This is a genomic window from Citrobacter sp. Cpo030 (assembly GCF_030333005.1).
In the GTDB taxonomy this organism is placed as follows: Bacteria; Pseudomonadota; Gammaproteobacteria; order Enterobacterales; family Enterobacteriaceae; genus Citrobacter; species Citrobacter portucalensis.
On record NZ_JAOWGT010000034.1, the window covers coordinates 52,496 to 66,756 of the forward strand.

Here is a 14,261-nt window from a genome sequence, read left to right on the forward strand (position 1 = left end):
TGCAGATAAGAAAAACCCCGGAGCAAGCCCCAGGGTTTTCAATTAAAACACGGTCATCATCGACGATAACTTATTTGTCGCCCAGTTGCTCTGACATAGTGCCAGAGTCCGGCGCACGCGGTTCATCAACCGGACGCGGTGCACTCGGCTTGCCGGTGCTGCCAGAGTTGTTATTAGAAGAACCCGGTTCTTCCCAACCCGCTGGCGGACGCACATCGCGGCGAGCCATCAGATCGTCAATCTGCGGCGCATCGATGGTCTCATATTTCATGAGCGCATCTTTCATCGAGTGCAGAATGTCCATGTTTTCGTTAAGCAAACGACGTGCACGGTCATAGTTACGCTCAATCAGCAGTTTAACTTCCTGATCGATAATGCGAGCGGTTTCATCGGACATGTGTTTAGCTTTCGCCACAGAACGTCCCAGGAACACTTCGCCTTCTTCTTCAGCGTACAGCAACGGACCGAGTTTATCGGAGAAGCCCCACTGAGTAACCATGTTACGCGCCAGGTTAGTCGCGACTTTAATGTCGTTCGACGCACCGGTAGAAACATGTTCAGCACCGTAGATGATCTCTTCCGCCAGACGGCCACCGTACAGTGTGGAGATCTGACTTTCCAGTTTCTGACGGCTGGCGCTGATTGCGTCGCCTTCAGGCAGGAAGAAGGTCACACCCAGCGCACGACCGCGCGGGATAATCGTTACTTTGTGCACCGGATCGTGTTCCGGTACCAGGCGACCGATAATCGCGTGGCCAGCTTCGTGATACGCGGTAGATTCTTTCTGCGCTTCCGTCATCACCATGGAGCGACGTTCCGCACCCATCATGATTTTGTCTTTCGCTTTTTCGAACTCAACCATCGACACTACGCGCTTGTTGCCACGAGCAGCAAACAGCGCCGCTTCGTTCACCAGGTTCGCGAGGTCCGCACCGGAGAAGCCAGGCGTGCCACGTGCAATGATTGCCGCATCGATATCCGGAGACAGCGGTACGCGACGCATATGCACTTTCAGGATCTGTTCACGACCGCGAACGTCTGGCAGACCAACCACAACCTGACGGTCGAAACGGCCTGGACGCAGCAGCGCAGGGTCAAGAACGTCTGGACGGTTAGTTGCTGCGATAACGATAATACCTTCGTTACCTTCGAAGCCGTCCATCTCAACCAGCATCTGGTTCAGCGTCTGTTCACGTTCATCGTGACCACCGCCCAGACCTGCGCCACGCTGGCGACCTACGGCGTCGATTTCATCGATGAAGATGATGCACGGTGCCGCTTTCTTGGCTTGTTCGAACATGTCACGCACACGAGATGCACCGACACCCACGAACATTTCCACGAAATCAGAACCGGAAATTGTGAAGAATGGAACCTTCGCTTCACCTGCGATAGCTTTCGCCAGCAGGGTTTTACCCGTACCCGGAGGACCAACCATCAGGACGCCTTTCGGGATTTTACCGCCCAGTTTCTGGAAACGGCTCGGTTCGCGCAGATACTCAACCAGCTCAGCGACTTCTTCTTTTGCTTCGTCACAACCCGCAACGTCAGCAAAAGTCGTTTTGATCTGATCTTCCGTCAGCATGCGCGCTTTGCTCTTGCCGAACGACATGGCACCTTTGCCACCACCGCCCTGCATCTGACGCATGAAGAAGATCCAGACACCAATCAGCAGCAGCATTGGGAACCAGGAAATGAAGATAGAAGCCAGCAGGCTCGGCTCTTCAGGTGGTTCGCCAACAACCTTGACGTTTTTGGTCAGCAGGTTATCAAGCAGCTTCGGATCGTTAACCGGGATGTAGGTCGTGTAACGGTTACTATCTTTCTTGGTAACGTTAATCTCACGTCCGTTGATCTTCGCTTCACGAACCTGGTCCTGATTGACCTCTTGCAGGAAGGTAGAGTAATCAACCTTACGGCCATTAGACTCGCTGGGCCCAAAGCTCTGGAATACTGACATCAGCACAACGGCAATGACCAGCCAGAGAATTAGGTTTTTCGCCATGTCACTCAAGGGATTAACCTCATATTACAACTGTGTTAAAAACAGCGTCAGGATACTCTATATCCAGTTTCTTTCAAACTTTCGTTTGAAATCTGCCGGTTATGGTTTACGCCCGGTCGCTACAATATACACTTCACGCGAACGGGCGCGTGAAGAGTCCGGCTTACGAACTTTGACCTTCGTAAACAGGGAGCGAATCTCTCTTAGATACTCATCGAAGCCTTCGCCCTGGAACACCTTCACTACAAAACTACCACCTGGCGCTAATACATCACGAGCCATTCCAAGCGCCAGCTCTACCAGATACATGGCCCGGGGAATATCCACCGCCGGTGTTCCACACATATTTGGCGCCATATCAGACATGACAACTTGTACTTTACTGTCACCTACGCGTTCAAGTAACGCTTTCAGGACTAATTCATCACGAAAGTCGCCCTGAAGGAAGTCCACACCAACGATTGGATCCATAGGTAAAAGATCGCAAGCGATAATGCGGCCGGTGTTGCCGATCTGCGTAACTGCATATTGCGACCAGCCACCGGGTGCAGCACCGAGATCAACTATCGTCATCCCCGGTTTAAAAATTTTGTCACTTTGCTGTATTTCATCAAGTTTAAACCAGGCACGGGAACGTAACCCCTTTTTCTGTGCCTGTTGAACATATTTATCGCTAAAGTGTTCCTGAAGCCAGCGACTCGAGCTGGCAGAACGCTTTTTACCTGTCATTTCACATTCCCAAAGGGCAGTTCATCGTAACCAATGGTGTAAATTTCTACACAGCTATTTGGTGATATATGGGAGATGGCGGTAGAATGACCCGTTTTCAATCCCAACGTAAGCAAAAATATACGATGAATCTGAGTACTAAACAAAAACAGCACCTGAAAGGTCTGGCACATCCGCTCAAGCCTGTAGTTATGCTTGGCAATAATGGTTTGACCGAAGGGGTACTGGCCGAGATTGAACAAGCGTTAGAGCACCATGAACTTATCAAGGTGAAAATCGCCTCGGAAGATCGCGATACTAAAACCTTGATCGTGGAAGCTATCGTACGCGAAACCGGCGCCTGCAATGTACAGGTCATCGGCAAAACGCTGGTACTGTATCGCCCGACTAAAGAACGTAAAATCTCGCTGCCACGCTAAGAATATCCCAAAGTTGCACACGAAGTTTGTGTAAAACGCGGGGTTTTCCGCTAGCAGGAGAGCAAAATGCCACGCTCTCTTCGTTGATAAAAGGCCGCTATGCGGCCTTTTTCCTTTCTTTACAATGTATCAACATCTTAACCAAGATGCGAATTACAGGTATTCTACCTTCGTCACTTCATATTCCACTTCGCCGCCCGGCGTTTTGATAACCACGACGTCATCCTGCTCTTTACCGATAAGGCCACGAGCGATAGGCGAGTTCACTGAAATCAGGTTCTGTTTAAAATCGGCTTCATCATCGCCGACAATACGCCATGTCTGCTCTTCATCGTTATCGAGATTCAGAACGGTAACCGTCGCACCGAAAACAACGCGGCCATTGTTCGGCATTTTAGTAACGTCGATTACCTGCGCGTTGGACAGTTTAGCTTCGATATCTTTAATGCGTCCTTCGCAGAAACCCTGCTGTTCGCGCGCCGCGTGATACTCCGCGTTCTCTTTCAGGTCACCGTGCTCACGCGCTTCAGCGATAGCGGCAATAATTTCAGGACGGCGCACAGATTTCAGAAAATCCAGCTCTTCGCGCAGTTTTTCAGCACCACGTAAGGTCATCGGGATAGCTTGCATTTGTTATACCTCTTGAACATTCCTGTAGGGGGTAGTTGCTCTCACCCCGGCTGCTAAGCCCACCCTGGCGTGTGTCATGCCAGAGTCAGAAGCAAAAAAATACCGACCCGGGGCTCAAAGTCCCAGGTCAGCTACAATTCTCTATTTGATGATCATTTTACCCTGGAGTTCCTTATGGGTCATCGTTTACTTTTTGGGGCGTTGCGCCGTAGTATGACGGCCTGTTTCCAGGTTGTTAGCGCGAGATTATGCGATTTTCCAGATTTACCATCGGATTGACTGCCAGTATAGCGTTCAGCGTTCAGGCTGCGAACGTCGACGAGTATATCAATCAGCTCCCTGCCGGGGCCAACCTCGCCCTTATGGTACAGAAGGTTGGCGCACCTGCACCCGCTATTGATTTTCATAGCCAGCAGATGGCGCTGCCCGCCAGCACCCAGAAAGTAATCACCGCGCTGGCGGCATTGATTCAGCTCGGGCCTGACTTTCGTTTTACCACCACGCTTGAGACTAAAGGCAGCGTGGAAGGTGGCGTATTGAAAGGTGACTTAGTGGCACGATTTGGTGCCGATCCGACGCTAAAACGCCAGGATATTCGCAATATGGTGGCAACCCTGAAAAAATCAGGTGTGACGCAAATTGCCGGAAATGTCCTGATCGATACCTCTATTTTTGCCAGTCATGATAAAGCGCCCGGTTGGCCCTGGAACGACATGACGCAGTGTTTTAGCGCACCGCCCGCAGCGGCTATTGTCGATAGAAACTGTTTCTCGGTTTCACTCTACAGCGCGCAAAAACCCAACGACCTCGCCTTTATTCGCGTGGCATCTTATTACCCGGTCACCATGTTCAGCCAGGTGCGTACTCTCGCCCGAGGTTCTGCGGAAGCGCAATATTGTGAACTGGATGTGGTTCCCGGCGATCTCAACCGCTATACGCTGACCGGATGCCTGCCACAACGAGCCGATCCGCTGCCGCTGGCGTTCGCCATTCAGGACGGTGCCAGCTATGCCGGGGCAATTATCAAAGATGAGCTAAAACAAGCAGGTATCACCTACAGCGGTACGCTGCTGCGCCAGACGTTGGTCAACGAACCGGGAACGGTGGTCGCCAGTAAACAGTCTGCGCCGCTACATGACCTGCTTAAGATTATGCTGAAAAAATCGGACAACATGATTGCCGATACCGTTTTCCGTATGATTGGTCATGCCCGGTTTAACGTGCCGGGCACCTGGCGGGCGGGTTCTGATGCCGTGCGCCAGATTTTACGTCAGCAGGCAGGCGTTGATATCGGCAACACCATTATTGCCGACGGTTCTGGCCTCTCCCGCCATAACCTGATTGCCCCAGCGACCATGATGCAGGTGCTGCAATATATCGCTCAACACGATAACGAGCTGAACTTTATCACTATGCTGCCGCTGGCGGGCCACGACGGCTCCCTGCAATACCGTGCGGGTCTGCATCAGGCTGGTGTGGATGGCAAAGTATCGGCGAAGACAGGCTCGCTGCAGGGGGTTTATAACCTCGCAGGTTTCATCACCACGGCAAGTGGCCAACGCATGGCATTCGTGCAGTATTTATCTGGTTATGCGGTAGAGCCAGCTGACCAGCGTAATCGCCGTATTCCGTTGGTGCGCTTCGAGAGCCGGTTGTACAAGGATATTTATCAGAACAACTAAATGGGTAATTTGATTGTCGGATGGCGGCATTAACGTGCCTTATCCGGCCTACAGAGAGGCCTGGAAACAAAAACCCCGGCAACATGGCCGGGGTTTTTAATGCGATTAACGCTTGTAGATGAACTCAACGCCTTCTTCGTCGTCTTCGTCCCAATCGTCATCCCAGTCATCTTCCGCTTCGTCTTCGACTTCAGCGAGCTGCTGGCGGTGATAATCATCCCACATGAACTCAACTTTCTCTGGCTGTTTCGCTTCTTCAGCCTGAACAATCGGGTTCTCAATGATAAAGGTCATCACATCCCAGCAGAGATCTTTCACGCCCAGCTGGCTGGCGGCAGAGATCAGGTAATATTTACCTTCCCAACCCAACGCTTCGGCGATCGCTTTCGCTTTCTCTTCCGCTTCAGCCTTGTCCATCAAATCAATTTTGTTGAACACTAACCAGCGCGGTTTAGATGCCAAATCCTGACTGTATTTTTCCAGTTCGCCAATAATGATGCGGGCGTTTTCAACTGGATCAGAGCCATCAATCGGATCGATATCGATGAGGTGAAGCAGTACACGGCAACGTTCCAGGTGTTTCAGGAAGCGGATACCCAGGCCTGCGCCTTCAGCCGCGCCTTCAATCAGTCCCGGAATGTCGGCAACCACGAAGCTCTTTTCGTTGTCCATACGAACCACGCCCAGGCTCGGCACCAGGGTGGTAAACGGATAATCAGCGACTTTCGGCTTCGCCGCGGACACCGCACGGATAAACGTCGATTTCCCGGCGTTTGGCATGCCCAGCATACCCACGTCCGCCAGCAGCATCAGCTCCAGCATCAGATCGCGCTTATCACCCGGCGTACCCATTGTTTTCTGACGCGGAGTACGGTTAACCGAGGATTTGAAACGGGTGTTGCCCAGACCGTGCCAGCCGCCTTTAGCGACCATCAGACGCTGACCGTGTTTGGTCATGTCGCCCATGGTTTCGCCAGTGCCCTGATCGATAACACGCGTACCAACAGGTACTTTAATCGTAACGTCTTTACCACGCTTGCCGGTGCAATCACGGCTCGCGCCATTCTGACCACGTTCCGCACGGAATGATTTTTCAAAACGGTAATCGATCAGCGTGTTCAGGTTTTCGTCGGCTTCCAGCCAAACGTCACCACCGTCACCACCATCACCACCGTCCGGACCGCCTTTTGGGATGTACTTTTCGCGGCGGAAGCTGACGCAACCATTACCGCCATCACCTGCAACGACCAGAATCGATGCTTCATCAACAAACTTCATTTTACTCTCCGTAAATCATTCGCCTGAGCGGGGTTGCGAAACCACCGTTTCATGCTTACGTAAACCGCCCCAAATTCGATGACCAATGGCGGAATACATCGCGCCCGCAACCACGATAAACGCACCGAGATAACCTAATAGGTTTAGCATCGGTCTGGCGAAGAAATCGGGCCAGGCCAGTGATAATAAATCTGAAAATAACAACGTAAACAGCGGTGTGAGCGTGATAAGAGCGCTCACCTGCGCCGCCTGCCAACGCGCCATCGCTTCCGCAAGTGCGCCGTATCCTACCAGCGTATTCAGGCCGCAGAATACCAGGCATGCCAGCTGCCAGTCGCTGAGCTGCGTGATGACACCGGGCTTAGCCAGCGGCAACAACGCTATCGTACACAAAGTGTACAGTAAAAACAGGATCTGCGGTGATGCCAGGCGGCGCAATAACACCTTTTGCGCGACCCCATAGCTCACCCAGACCATCGCCGCACCGACACCAAAGATAACGCCCCAGGTGTAATCGGTGAGTCGGGTAAAAATCTCGATCAGACTGGTATTAAAAAACAGAACCAGGCCGCTCAGAAGCATAATGGCGCCAATAACCTGCGTGCCGCGCATCTTTTCTTTCAGGATAAAGACGCTGGCGATCATCATACCAACCGGTGACAGCTGGCCGATAACCTGCGAAGCCGTTGGGCTCAAATACTGCAAGGATGAACTAAACAGAATGAAGTTACCGAACAGCCCACCGGTTGCGATAGCCAGCAACACCAGCCAACGCGCTTTGCGAAAAATACGCAACGGAGGGAGCTTTTTTTTAACCGCAAGAATAGCGCCAAGACCAACGCTTGCCATTAAAAAACGGTAGAACACCACGGTAGGAGGCTCCATCACCTCCAGCACTTGCTTCATTGCTATTGGCAAAGCGCCCCAACATACTGCCGTTGTGAGTGCTAACAGAATACCAATGCCTGCCTGCTGCTTCATGCCGTATTCCCTGCAAGAGCTCGTTTCCGGGTTGTCACGGCGCGACGAGCGTATTTACCGGCCGTCGAATGTAAAAAGCCCCGCAACGTGTTGCGGGGCTTTTATCCGTTACCGGGACGCGAAAAACTTATTCAGCAACGATGCTGATGAATTTACGGTTTTTCGGGCCTTTCACTTCAAATTTCACTTTACCGTCTGCTTTAGCAAACAGAGTGTGGTCTTTGCCGCAACCAACGTTGGAGCCAGCGTGGAATTTAGTACCACGTTGACGAACGATGATGCTACCAGCCAGAACTGTTTCACCGCCGAAGCGTTTTACGCCCAGACGTTTAGCTTCTGAATCGCGACCGTTACGAGTCGAGCCGCCAGCCTTTTTATGTGCCATTTAATCTGCTCCCCTTAACTTAAGCGCTGATGCCAGTGATTTTCACATCAGTGAACCACTGACGATGGCCCTGCTGCTTACGGTAGTGTTTACGACGACGAAACTTAACAATTTTAACTTTCTCGCCACGACCGTGAGCAACGACTTCAGCTTTGATAACGCCGCCATCAACGAAAGGAACGCCGATTTTGACTTCTTCACCGTTTGCGATCATCAGAACTTCTGCGAATTCAACAGATTCGCCAGTTGCGATGTCCAGCTTTTCCAGGCGAACGGTCTGACCTTCGCTTACTCGGTGTTGTTTACCACCACTTTGGAAAACCGCGTACATAAAAAACTCCGCTTCCGCGCACACCTTTTTGATGATTCAGAGTGCGCTATAAATATTCACAATAGGGCGCGAATATTACGCAAAACGCGAGCCTTTGACAAGTGCTACCGTCAATACATGAAGAAAAAAAACACAACACGTACGGTAACGTTTATCTACGGCGTTTTTTCAGTACAATCAGCATATATTTATAACCCTAAACCCGACGTTACCTTCCCACACAGTAAGGTAATCGGGGCGAGAAGCCCGGCTTTTGCGATGAATTTAGAAAAAATCAATGAGTTAACCGCGCAAGATATGGCGGGGGTCAATGCGACAATCCTTGAACAGCTCAATTCCGACGTTCAGCTGATCAATCAACTGGGGTACTACATCGTTAGCGGCGGCGGAAAACGCATTCGCCCAATGATCGCCGTCCTCGCCGCGCGGGCCGTTGGTTACCAGGAAAATGCGCACGTTACGATTGCGGCCCTCATCGAGTTTATCCACACAGCGACCCTGCTGCACGACGATGTTGTGGATGAGTCAGACATGCGCCGTGGGAAAGCCACAGCAAATGCGGCGTTTGGTAATGCGGCCAGCGTACTGGTTGGCGATTTTATCTATACCCGTGCATTTCAGATGATGACCAGCCTTGGCTCGTTGAAAGTGCTGGAAGTCATGTCGAAAGCAGTCAACGTCATTGCCGAAGGTGAAGTCTTGCAGTTGATGAACGTCAACGACCCGGACATCACCGAAGAAAACTATATGCGCGTCATCTACAGTAAGACCGCGCGTTTGTTTGAAGCGGCAGCCCAATGTTCAGGTATTCTGGCTGGCTGTAGCGAAGAACAAGAAAAAGGGTTGCAGGATTATGGCCGTTATCTCGGTACCGCTTTCCAGTTAATTGACGATTTGCTGGATTACAGCGCAGATGGCGAGCAGCTGGGTAAAAACGTCGGTGATGACCTCAATGAGGGTAAACCAACACTGCCACTGCTGCATGCCATGCGCCACGGCACCCCAGAACAAGCGCAAATGATTCGCCACGCCATTGAGCAAGGTAATGGTCGTCACCTTCTGGAGCCGGTTCTGGAAGCAATGAACGCCTGCGGCTCCCTGGAGTGGACTCGCCAACGTGCAGAAGAAGAGGCTGATAAGGCTATCGCTGCGCTGCAGGTGCTGCCTGATACGCCGTGGAGAGAAGCGCTGATTGGTCTGGCACATATCGCCGTACAGCGCGACCGTTAATTCCCTACTGCATCCTCTCTCATCCCGTGCCCTGCACGGGATTTTCTTATAAGCTCCAGTAAGCATTTTCTCCTCTCCAGAAAATCACGCACAATCTTGGCATATTCTGAATATACACACACTTTACATGAACATTTTAGAACATTCGTTCTTCGGACGTTATAGTGTCGCCACAACCGATCGTGGAACCGTAAGTCGTTAACCAAAGGAGAGATGAATTTATGGAAAGCAAGCTGATTGACTGGCATCCGGCCGACATCATCGCCGGACTGCGCAAGAAAGGGACCTCAATGGCCGCTGAATCACGTAAAAATGGATTGAGTTCATCAACGCTGGCAAATGCGTTAACGAGACCATGGCCAAAAGGTGAGTTGATAATCGCCCAGGCACTGGGAACTGACCCCTGGGTGATTTGGCCGTCACGCTATCACGATGCCAAAACGCATGAGTTCATCGACAGAACGCGGATGATGAGGAGTCGCAAAGAGAAAAAGAATCCGGAATGAACATTGAGCTGTAACCCCCGGCCAACTGAACTGGGGGTTACAAGAGACGTTGACGATTACTCGCCTTTCACGCGCTCAATGTTTGCGCCCAGCGCACGCAGTTTATCTTCGATGCGCTCATAGCCGCGATCGATGTGATAAATACGGTCGACTACCGTCGTACCTTCAGCAATACAGCCTGCCAGCACCAGGCTTGCAGATGCGCGCAGATCGGTCGCCATAACCTGTGCACCAGAGAGCGTTTCCACGCCGTGGCAAATCACGGTATTGCTTTCGATTTCTGCGTGAGCACCCATACGGCTCAGCTCAGGCACGTGCATAAAGCGGTTCTCAAACACGGTCTCCGTGATGAAGCCGGTTCCTTCAGCTACCAGGTTCAGCAGCGTGAACTGGGCCTGCATATCAGTTGGGAATGCCGGATGCGGTGCAGTACGCACATTGACCGCTTTCGGACGTTTACCGTGCATATCGAGGCTTATCCAGTCGTCGCCAACTTCAATATCCGCACCCGCATCACGCAGCTTCGCCAGAACGGCATCCAGCGTGTCCGGCTGTGCATTACGGCAGATAATTTTGCCGCGAGAAATTGCCGCCGCCACCAGGAAGGTACCGGTTTCGATACGATCTGGCAGAACGCGATAAACACCACCGCCGAGACGCTCAACGCCTTCGATGGTAATACGGTCGGTGCCCTGACCCGTGATCTTCGCGCCCAGCGCAATCAGGAAGTTCGCGGTATCCACAATCTCCGGCTCGCGCGCGGCGTTTTCGATGACGGTGGTGCCTTCGGCAAGCGTTGCTGCGCACATAATGGTGACCGTCGCACCGACGCTCACTTTGTCCATGACGATATGCGCGCCTTTCAGACGGCCATCAACGGACGCCTTCACATAGCCTTCTTCCAGCTTGATAGTCGCGCCTAACTGCTCCAGACCGGTAATGTGCAGGTCAACCGGACGCGCACCGATGGTGCAGCCGCCCGGCAGTGAAACCTGGCCCTGACCAAAGCGGGCAACCAGCGGCCCGAGCGCCCAAATGGATGCACGCATGGTTTTCACCAGATCGTATGGCGCACAGAAGACGTTCACATCACGCGCATCAATGTGCACGGAACCATTACGCTCAACTTTCGCACCCAGCTGGCTCAGCAGCTTCATCGAGGTGTCAACGTCCTTCAGTTTCGGGACGTTTTGGATCTCTACAGGTTCTTCAGCCAGCAGCGCCGCAAACAGGATCGGCAGTGCGGCATTTTTAGCGCCTGAAATTGTGACTTCGCCCTGGAGCTTGGTTGGCCCCTGAACACGAAATTTATCCATTATTCTGTTCTCTGTTAAGAATTTATCTTCGCTACCGGCACATCACCCGTAGCTCAAAAACCGTTAAGTTTGCGATCGCGCGCCCATTCCGCTGGGGTAAACGCCTTAATCGACACGGCATGAATGCGGTTGTCCGCAATGTACTCCATCAACGGGCCATAGACCGATTGCTGCTTCTTGACCCGGCTCATGCCTTCAAACATCTCACCCACGGCAATAACCTGAAAGTGACTGCCGTCGCCAGAAACGTGGACTTCCTGGAGGGAGAGTGCATTCATCAGCACGCTCTGAATTTCATTATTTTCCATGGGCTCTTCATTCGTCAGATAGTGAAAACAGCCCAACATCTTAGAGCAAAGTGGCGCTGTCATAAATAAGCAAAAAGCCTCGCTGATAAATCAGACAAGGCTTTAGTAGCAGATCCCCCTCAGGGGTTTTGCCGGATAGTGGCACAAGACCTTATCCGGCCTGGAAAAATTAACGCGGAAGGACGTCGTCAGGCAAATTGTAAAGCTGCGCCAGCGTGTACACTTTATCGTTCACGCCAGTGAGCGAAACGCTGTTTCCCTGCTGCTTGCCCTGATTAATCAGATGCAACAGTAACGCCAGACCGCCGGTATCTACCCGGGATACCTGGTTCAGATCGATGCAAGATACCCCTTTCATCGCCTCAATTCGCGCATCCCATAAGGGATTTAACACGTCCTGATCCAGCTCTCCCACCAGCACCAGCTTGTCGCCTTCACGCGTCCAGGTGAGTGACTGCGTCATTATTTTTTCTCTTCCAGCGTGATTTTCTGCTGAGAAATAGATTTCAGCTGCGCCGTCAGACCATCAATACCTTTGGTACGCAGCAGGTCGCTCCACTCATTCTGTTTGGTGGTGATCATACTTACGCCTTCGGCGATCATGTCATACGCCTGCCAGTTACCGGTCTGGGAGTTTTTACGCCACTGGAAATCCAGACGTACCGGAGGACGACCGTTTGGATCGATGATGGTTACGCGGATAGGTACAATAGTCGCATCACCCAGCGGCTGTTCAGGGGCAATCTGATAGGTCTGGCCGTGGTACATCGCCAGCGCCTGACCGTAAGCCTGCTTCAGATATTCACGGAATGCGGCAAAATAGGCTTCACGTTGGGCAGGAGTCGCATCTTTGTAGTAACGGCCCAGCACCAGCGCACCGGCATACTTAACCTGCACATAAGGCAGCAGTTCCTGATCGACGACCTGACGCAGGTAATCCGGATTGGAACGGATTTTTGGTTGCTCGTTTTTCAGACGGTCAAAGGTCTTCTGCGCCGCCTCATCCATCAGTTTGTACGGGTTAGTCTGGTCTGCTGCGGTTGCCGCGCTAAGTGGAGCAATCACCAGCATAGCCACCATCATCAATCGTTTAAACATACGTCGATTCTCCTGAGATTATTTCGTTGCGCCCGCAGGCGTAGTGGCTTCATTATTGCCGTCAGTTGCGGCTGGCGCATCGCCAGAATTCTTATTGTCATCACCTTTACTGTTGCTGTTGTAAAGGAACTGACCAATCATATCTTCCAGCACCATCGCGGATTTCGTGTCCTGAATCGTACCGCCATCTTTGAGGATAGACGTTCCCAGCTCAGGATCTTCAAAACCCACGTTTAATGCCAGATACTGTTCGCCCAGCAGACCGGAAGTACGGATGCTCAGAGAACTGGTGTCAGGAATATGGTTAAAACGCGATTCGATTTCCAGCGTCACGCGCGGCAGGTACGTTTTCGGATCTAACGAGATGTCCGATACGCGTCCAACTACCACCCCGCCAATCCGCACCGGAGAACGCTCTCTCAGGCCGCCGATATTATCAAAGGTCGCATAAATCGTGTAAGTCGGCTCAGTACGCATTGAGGTGACGTTCGCTGCCTTCAGGCACACAAACAGCGCTGCCAGCAGCGCAACCAGCAAGAATAACCCGACCCAAATTTCATTTTTTTTCGTTTGCATGAACTCAATTCCCAAACATCAGTGCGGTCAGCACAAAATCCAGCCCCAGAACGGCAAGAGAGGCGTGCACAACGGTGCGTGTCGTTGCCCGGCTAATCCCGGCAGAGGTCGGGATCGCATCATAACCATTGAACAATGCAATCCATGTGACCGTAATGGCGAACACCACGCTCTTAATCAGACAGTTGACCAGGTCCAGACGCCAGTCGACGGCATTTTGCATAGCCGACCAGAAAAAGCCCGCATCAATACCCTTCCAGCTTACGCCAACCAGTGAACCACCCCAGATCCCGACTGCGACAAAAATAATCGTCAGCAGCGGCAATGAAATAACACCGGCCCAAAAACGTGGGGAAATCACCCGGCGCAGTGGATCGACGGCCATCATTTCCAGACTGGAAAGCTGTTCGGTCGCTCGCATCAGGCCAATTTCTGCGGTTAAGGCCGACCCGGCCCGCCCGGCAAACAGCAGCGCCGCAACAACCGGTCCCAGCTCACGTAACAATGACAGTGCCACCAGCATACCGAGGCTGGTTTCCGCGCTGTAAGTCGTCAGCACCAGGTATCCCTGCAACCCCAGCACCATACCGATGAACACGCCAGAAACAATAATGATCAGCATCGATAAGACACCGACATTATAGAGCTGGCGTATCAGCAGCGGCGCATGTTTGCGAAACTCCGGCTTGCCGACAACCGCATTGAACAACATTAATCCGGCTCGCCCGAACGTCCTGAGGGTTTTTATTCCCCGATGTCCGAGTGATGCCAGCGCATTTAACAACAT

Annotated in this window: 17 protein-coding genes; 4 read left to right on the plus strand and 13 right to left on the minus strand. The window is 52.1% G+C overall.

Annotation, left to right across the window (positions count from 1 at the left end):
- Nucleotides 1-70: 70 nt before the first annotated feature.
- Together ftsH and rlmE are read right to left on the minus strand one after the other, a co-directional pair.
- Nucleotides 71-2,005 (minus strand): ATP-dependent zinc metalloprotease FtsH, encoded by a 1,935-nt coding sequence (ftsH, locus tag OGY37_RS00570; RefSeq protein WP_003025013.1) that lies wholly within the window; start codon nucleotides 2,003-2,005, stop codon nucleotides 71-73.
- 99 nt (nucleotides 2,006-2,104) lie between these two features.
- Nucleotides 2,105-2,734: a 23S rRNA (uridine(2552)-2'-O)-methyltransferase RlmE gene (rlmE, locus tag OGY37_RS00575; RefSeq protein WP_003025015.1), complete on the minus strand. Its 630-nt coding sequence runs from the start codon at nucleotides 2,732-2,734 to the stop codon at nucleotides 2,105-2,107.
- A gap of 125 nt (nucleotides 2,735-2,859) precedes the next feature.
- Between rlmE and yhbY the strand changes: the two genes are divergently transcribed.
- Nucleotides 2,860-3,153, plus strand: coding sequence for a ribosome assembly RNA-binding protein YhbY (gene yhbY / locus OGY37_RS00580; protein ID WP_003025016.1), 294 nt, complete (start codon nucleotides 2,860-2,862; stop codon nucleotides 3,151-3,153).
- Nucleotides 3,154-3,306: 153 nt separating this feature from the next.
- Here yhbY and greA read toward each other — a convergent pair whose 3' ends face one another.
- The gene (gene greA, locus OGY37_RS00585; RefSeq protein WP_003025019.1) at nucleotides 3,307-3,783 is read right to left on the minus strand and encodes a transcription elongation factor GreA; all 477 of its coding nucleotides are present in this window, start codon (nucleotides 3,781-3,783) and stop codon (nucleotides 3,307-3,309) included.
- A gap of 248 nt (nucleotides 3,784-4,031) precedes the next feature.
- Here greA and dacB point away from each other — a divergent pair, with 248 nt between their 5' ends.
- Entirely contained in the window at nucleotides 4,032-5,465 is a 1,434-nt protein-coding gene (dacB, locus tag OGY37_RS00590; RefSeq protein WP_032945109.1) for a serine-type D-Ala-D-Ala carboxypeptidase, read from the plus strand.
- 105 nt (nucleotides 5,466-5,570) lie between these two features.
- Here the strand turns inward: dacB and cgtA are convergent, their stop codons facing one another.
- The 4 genes from cgtA to rplU all read right to left on the minus strand — a co-directional run bounded on the left by cgtA (nucleotide 5,571) and on the right by rplU (nucleotide 8,440).
- Nucleotides 5,571-6,743 carry an Obg family GTPase CgtA gene (cgtA, locus tag OGY37_RS00595; RefSeq protein ID WP_003828732.1) on the minus strand — a complete coding sequence of 391 codons (1,173 nt, stop codon included), beginning with the start codon at nucleotides 6,741-6,743 and terminating at the stop codon, nucleotides 5,571-5,573.
- A 15-nt stretch (nucleotides 6,744-6,758) separates the two neighbouring features.
- Complete coding sequence (locus tag OGY37_RS00600; protein ID WP_032945110.1) at nucleotides 6,759-7,724, minus strand: DMT family transporter; 966 nt, start codon at nucleotides 7,722-7,724, stop codon at nucleotides 6,759-6,761.
- A gap of 127 nt (nucleotides 7,725-7,851) precedes the next feature.
- Nucleotides 7,852-8,109, minus strand: coding sequence for a 50S ribosomal protein L27 (gene rpmA / locus OGY37_RS00605; protein ID WP_003025030.1), 258 nt, complete (start codon nucleotides 8,107-8,109; stop codon nucleotides 7,852-7,854).
- A 19-nt stretch (nucleotides 8,110-8,128) separates the two neighbouring features.
- Nucleotides 8,129-8,440: a 50S ribosomal protein L21 gene (gene rplU, locus OGY37_RS00610; RefSeq protein ID WP_003025032.1), complete on the minus strand. Its 312-nt coding sequence runs from the start codon at nucleotides 8,438-8,440 to the stop codon at nucleotides 8,129-8,131.
- A 258-nt stretch (nucleotides 8,441-8,698) separates the two neighbouring features.
- On the opposite strand from rplU, the gene ispB reads away from it, so the two are divergent.
- Both ispB and sfsB read left to right on the plus strand, forming a co-directional pair.
- Nucleotides 8,699-9,670, plus strand: a complete 972-nt coding sequence (gene ispB, locus OGY37_RS00615) for an octaprenyl diphosphate synthase (protein WP_079938266.1) — start codon at nucleotides 8,699-8,701, stop codon at nucleotides 9,668-9,670.
- A 221-nt stretch (nucleotides 9,671-9,891) separates the two neighbouring features.
- Complete coding sequence (gene sfsB / locus OGY37_RS00620) at nucleotides 9,892-10,176, plus strand: DNA-binding transcriptional regulator SfsB (protein WP_063941611.1); 285 nt, start codon at nucleotides 9,892-9,894, stop codon at nucleotides 10,174-10,176.
- Nucleotides 10,177-10,232: 56 nt separating this feature from the next.
- Here sfsB and murA read toward each other — a convergent pair whose 3' ends face one another.
- From murA to mlaE, 6 genes are all read right to left on the minus strand, one after another.
- Nucleotides 10,233-11,492, minus strand: coding sequence for a UDP-N-acetylglucosamine 1-carboxyvinyltransferase (murA, locus tag OGY37_RS00625; protein WP_003828741.1), 1,260 nt, complete (start codon nucleotides 11,490-11,492; stop codon nucleotides 10,233-10,235).
- Between the two features lie 53 nt (nucleotides 11,493-11,545).
- On the minus strand, nucleotides 11,546-11,800 hold the full coding sequence (gene ibaG, locus OGY37_RS00630; protein ID WP_003025040.1) for a BolA family iron metabolism protein IbaG: 255 nt from the start codon (nucleotides 11,798-11,800) through the stop codon (nucleotides 11,546-11,548).
- Between the two features lie 169 nt (nucleotides 11,801-11,969).
- The gene (mlaB, locus tag OGY37_RS00635; protein WP_003025045.1) at nucleotides 11,970-12,263 is read right to left on the minus strand and encodes a lipid asymmetry maintenance protein MlaB; all 294 of its coding nucleotides are present in this window, start codon (nucleotides 12,261-12,263) and stop codon (nucleotides 11,970-11,972) included.
- Nucleotides 12,263-12,898 carry a phospholipid-binding protein MlaC gene (gene mlaC, locus OGY37_RS00640; RefSeq protein WP_003025047.1) on the minus strand — a complete coding sequence of 212 codons (636 nt, stop codon included), beginning with the start codon at nucleotides 12,896-12,898 and terminating at the stop codon, nucleotides 12,263-12,265. The genes mlaB and mlaC overlap by 1 nt, the downstream gene beginning before the upstream one ends.
- A gap of 18 nt (nucleotides 12,899-12,916) precedes the next feature.
- Nucleotides 12,917-13,474 (minus strand): outer membrane lipid asymmetry maintenance protein MlaD, encoded by a 558-nt coding sequence (gene mlaD, locus OGY37_RS00645; RefSeq protein ID WP_003828747.1) that lies wholly within the window; start codon nucleotides 13,472-13,474, stop codon nucleotides 12,917-12,919.
- A 4-nt stretch (nucleotides 13,475-13,478) separates the two neighbouring features.
- Nucleotides 13,479-14,261, minus strand: coding sequence for a lipid asymmetry maintenance ABC transporter permease subunit MlaE (mlaE, locus tag OGY37_RS00650; protein WP_003025053.1), 783 nt, complete (start codon nucleotides 14,259-14,261; stop codon nucleotides 13,479-13,481).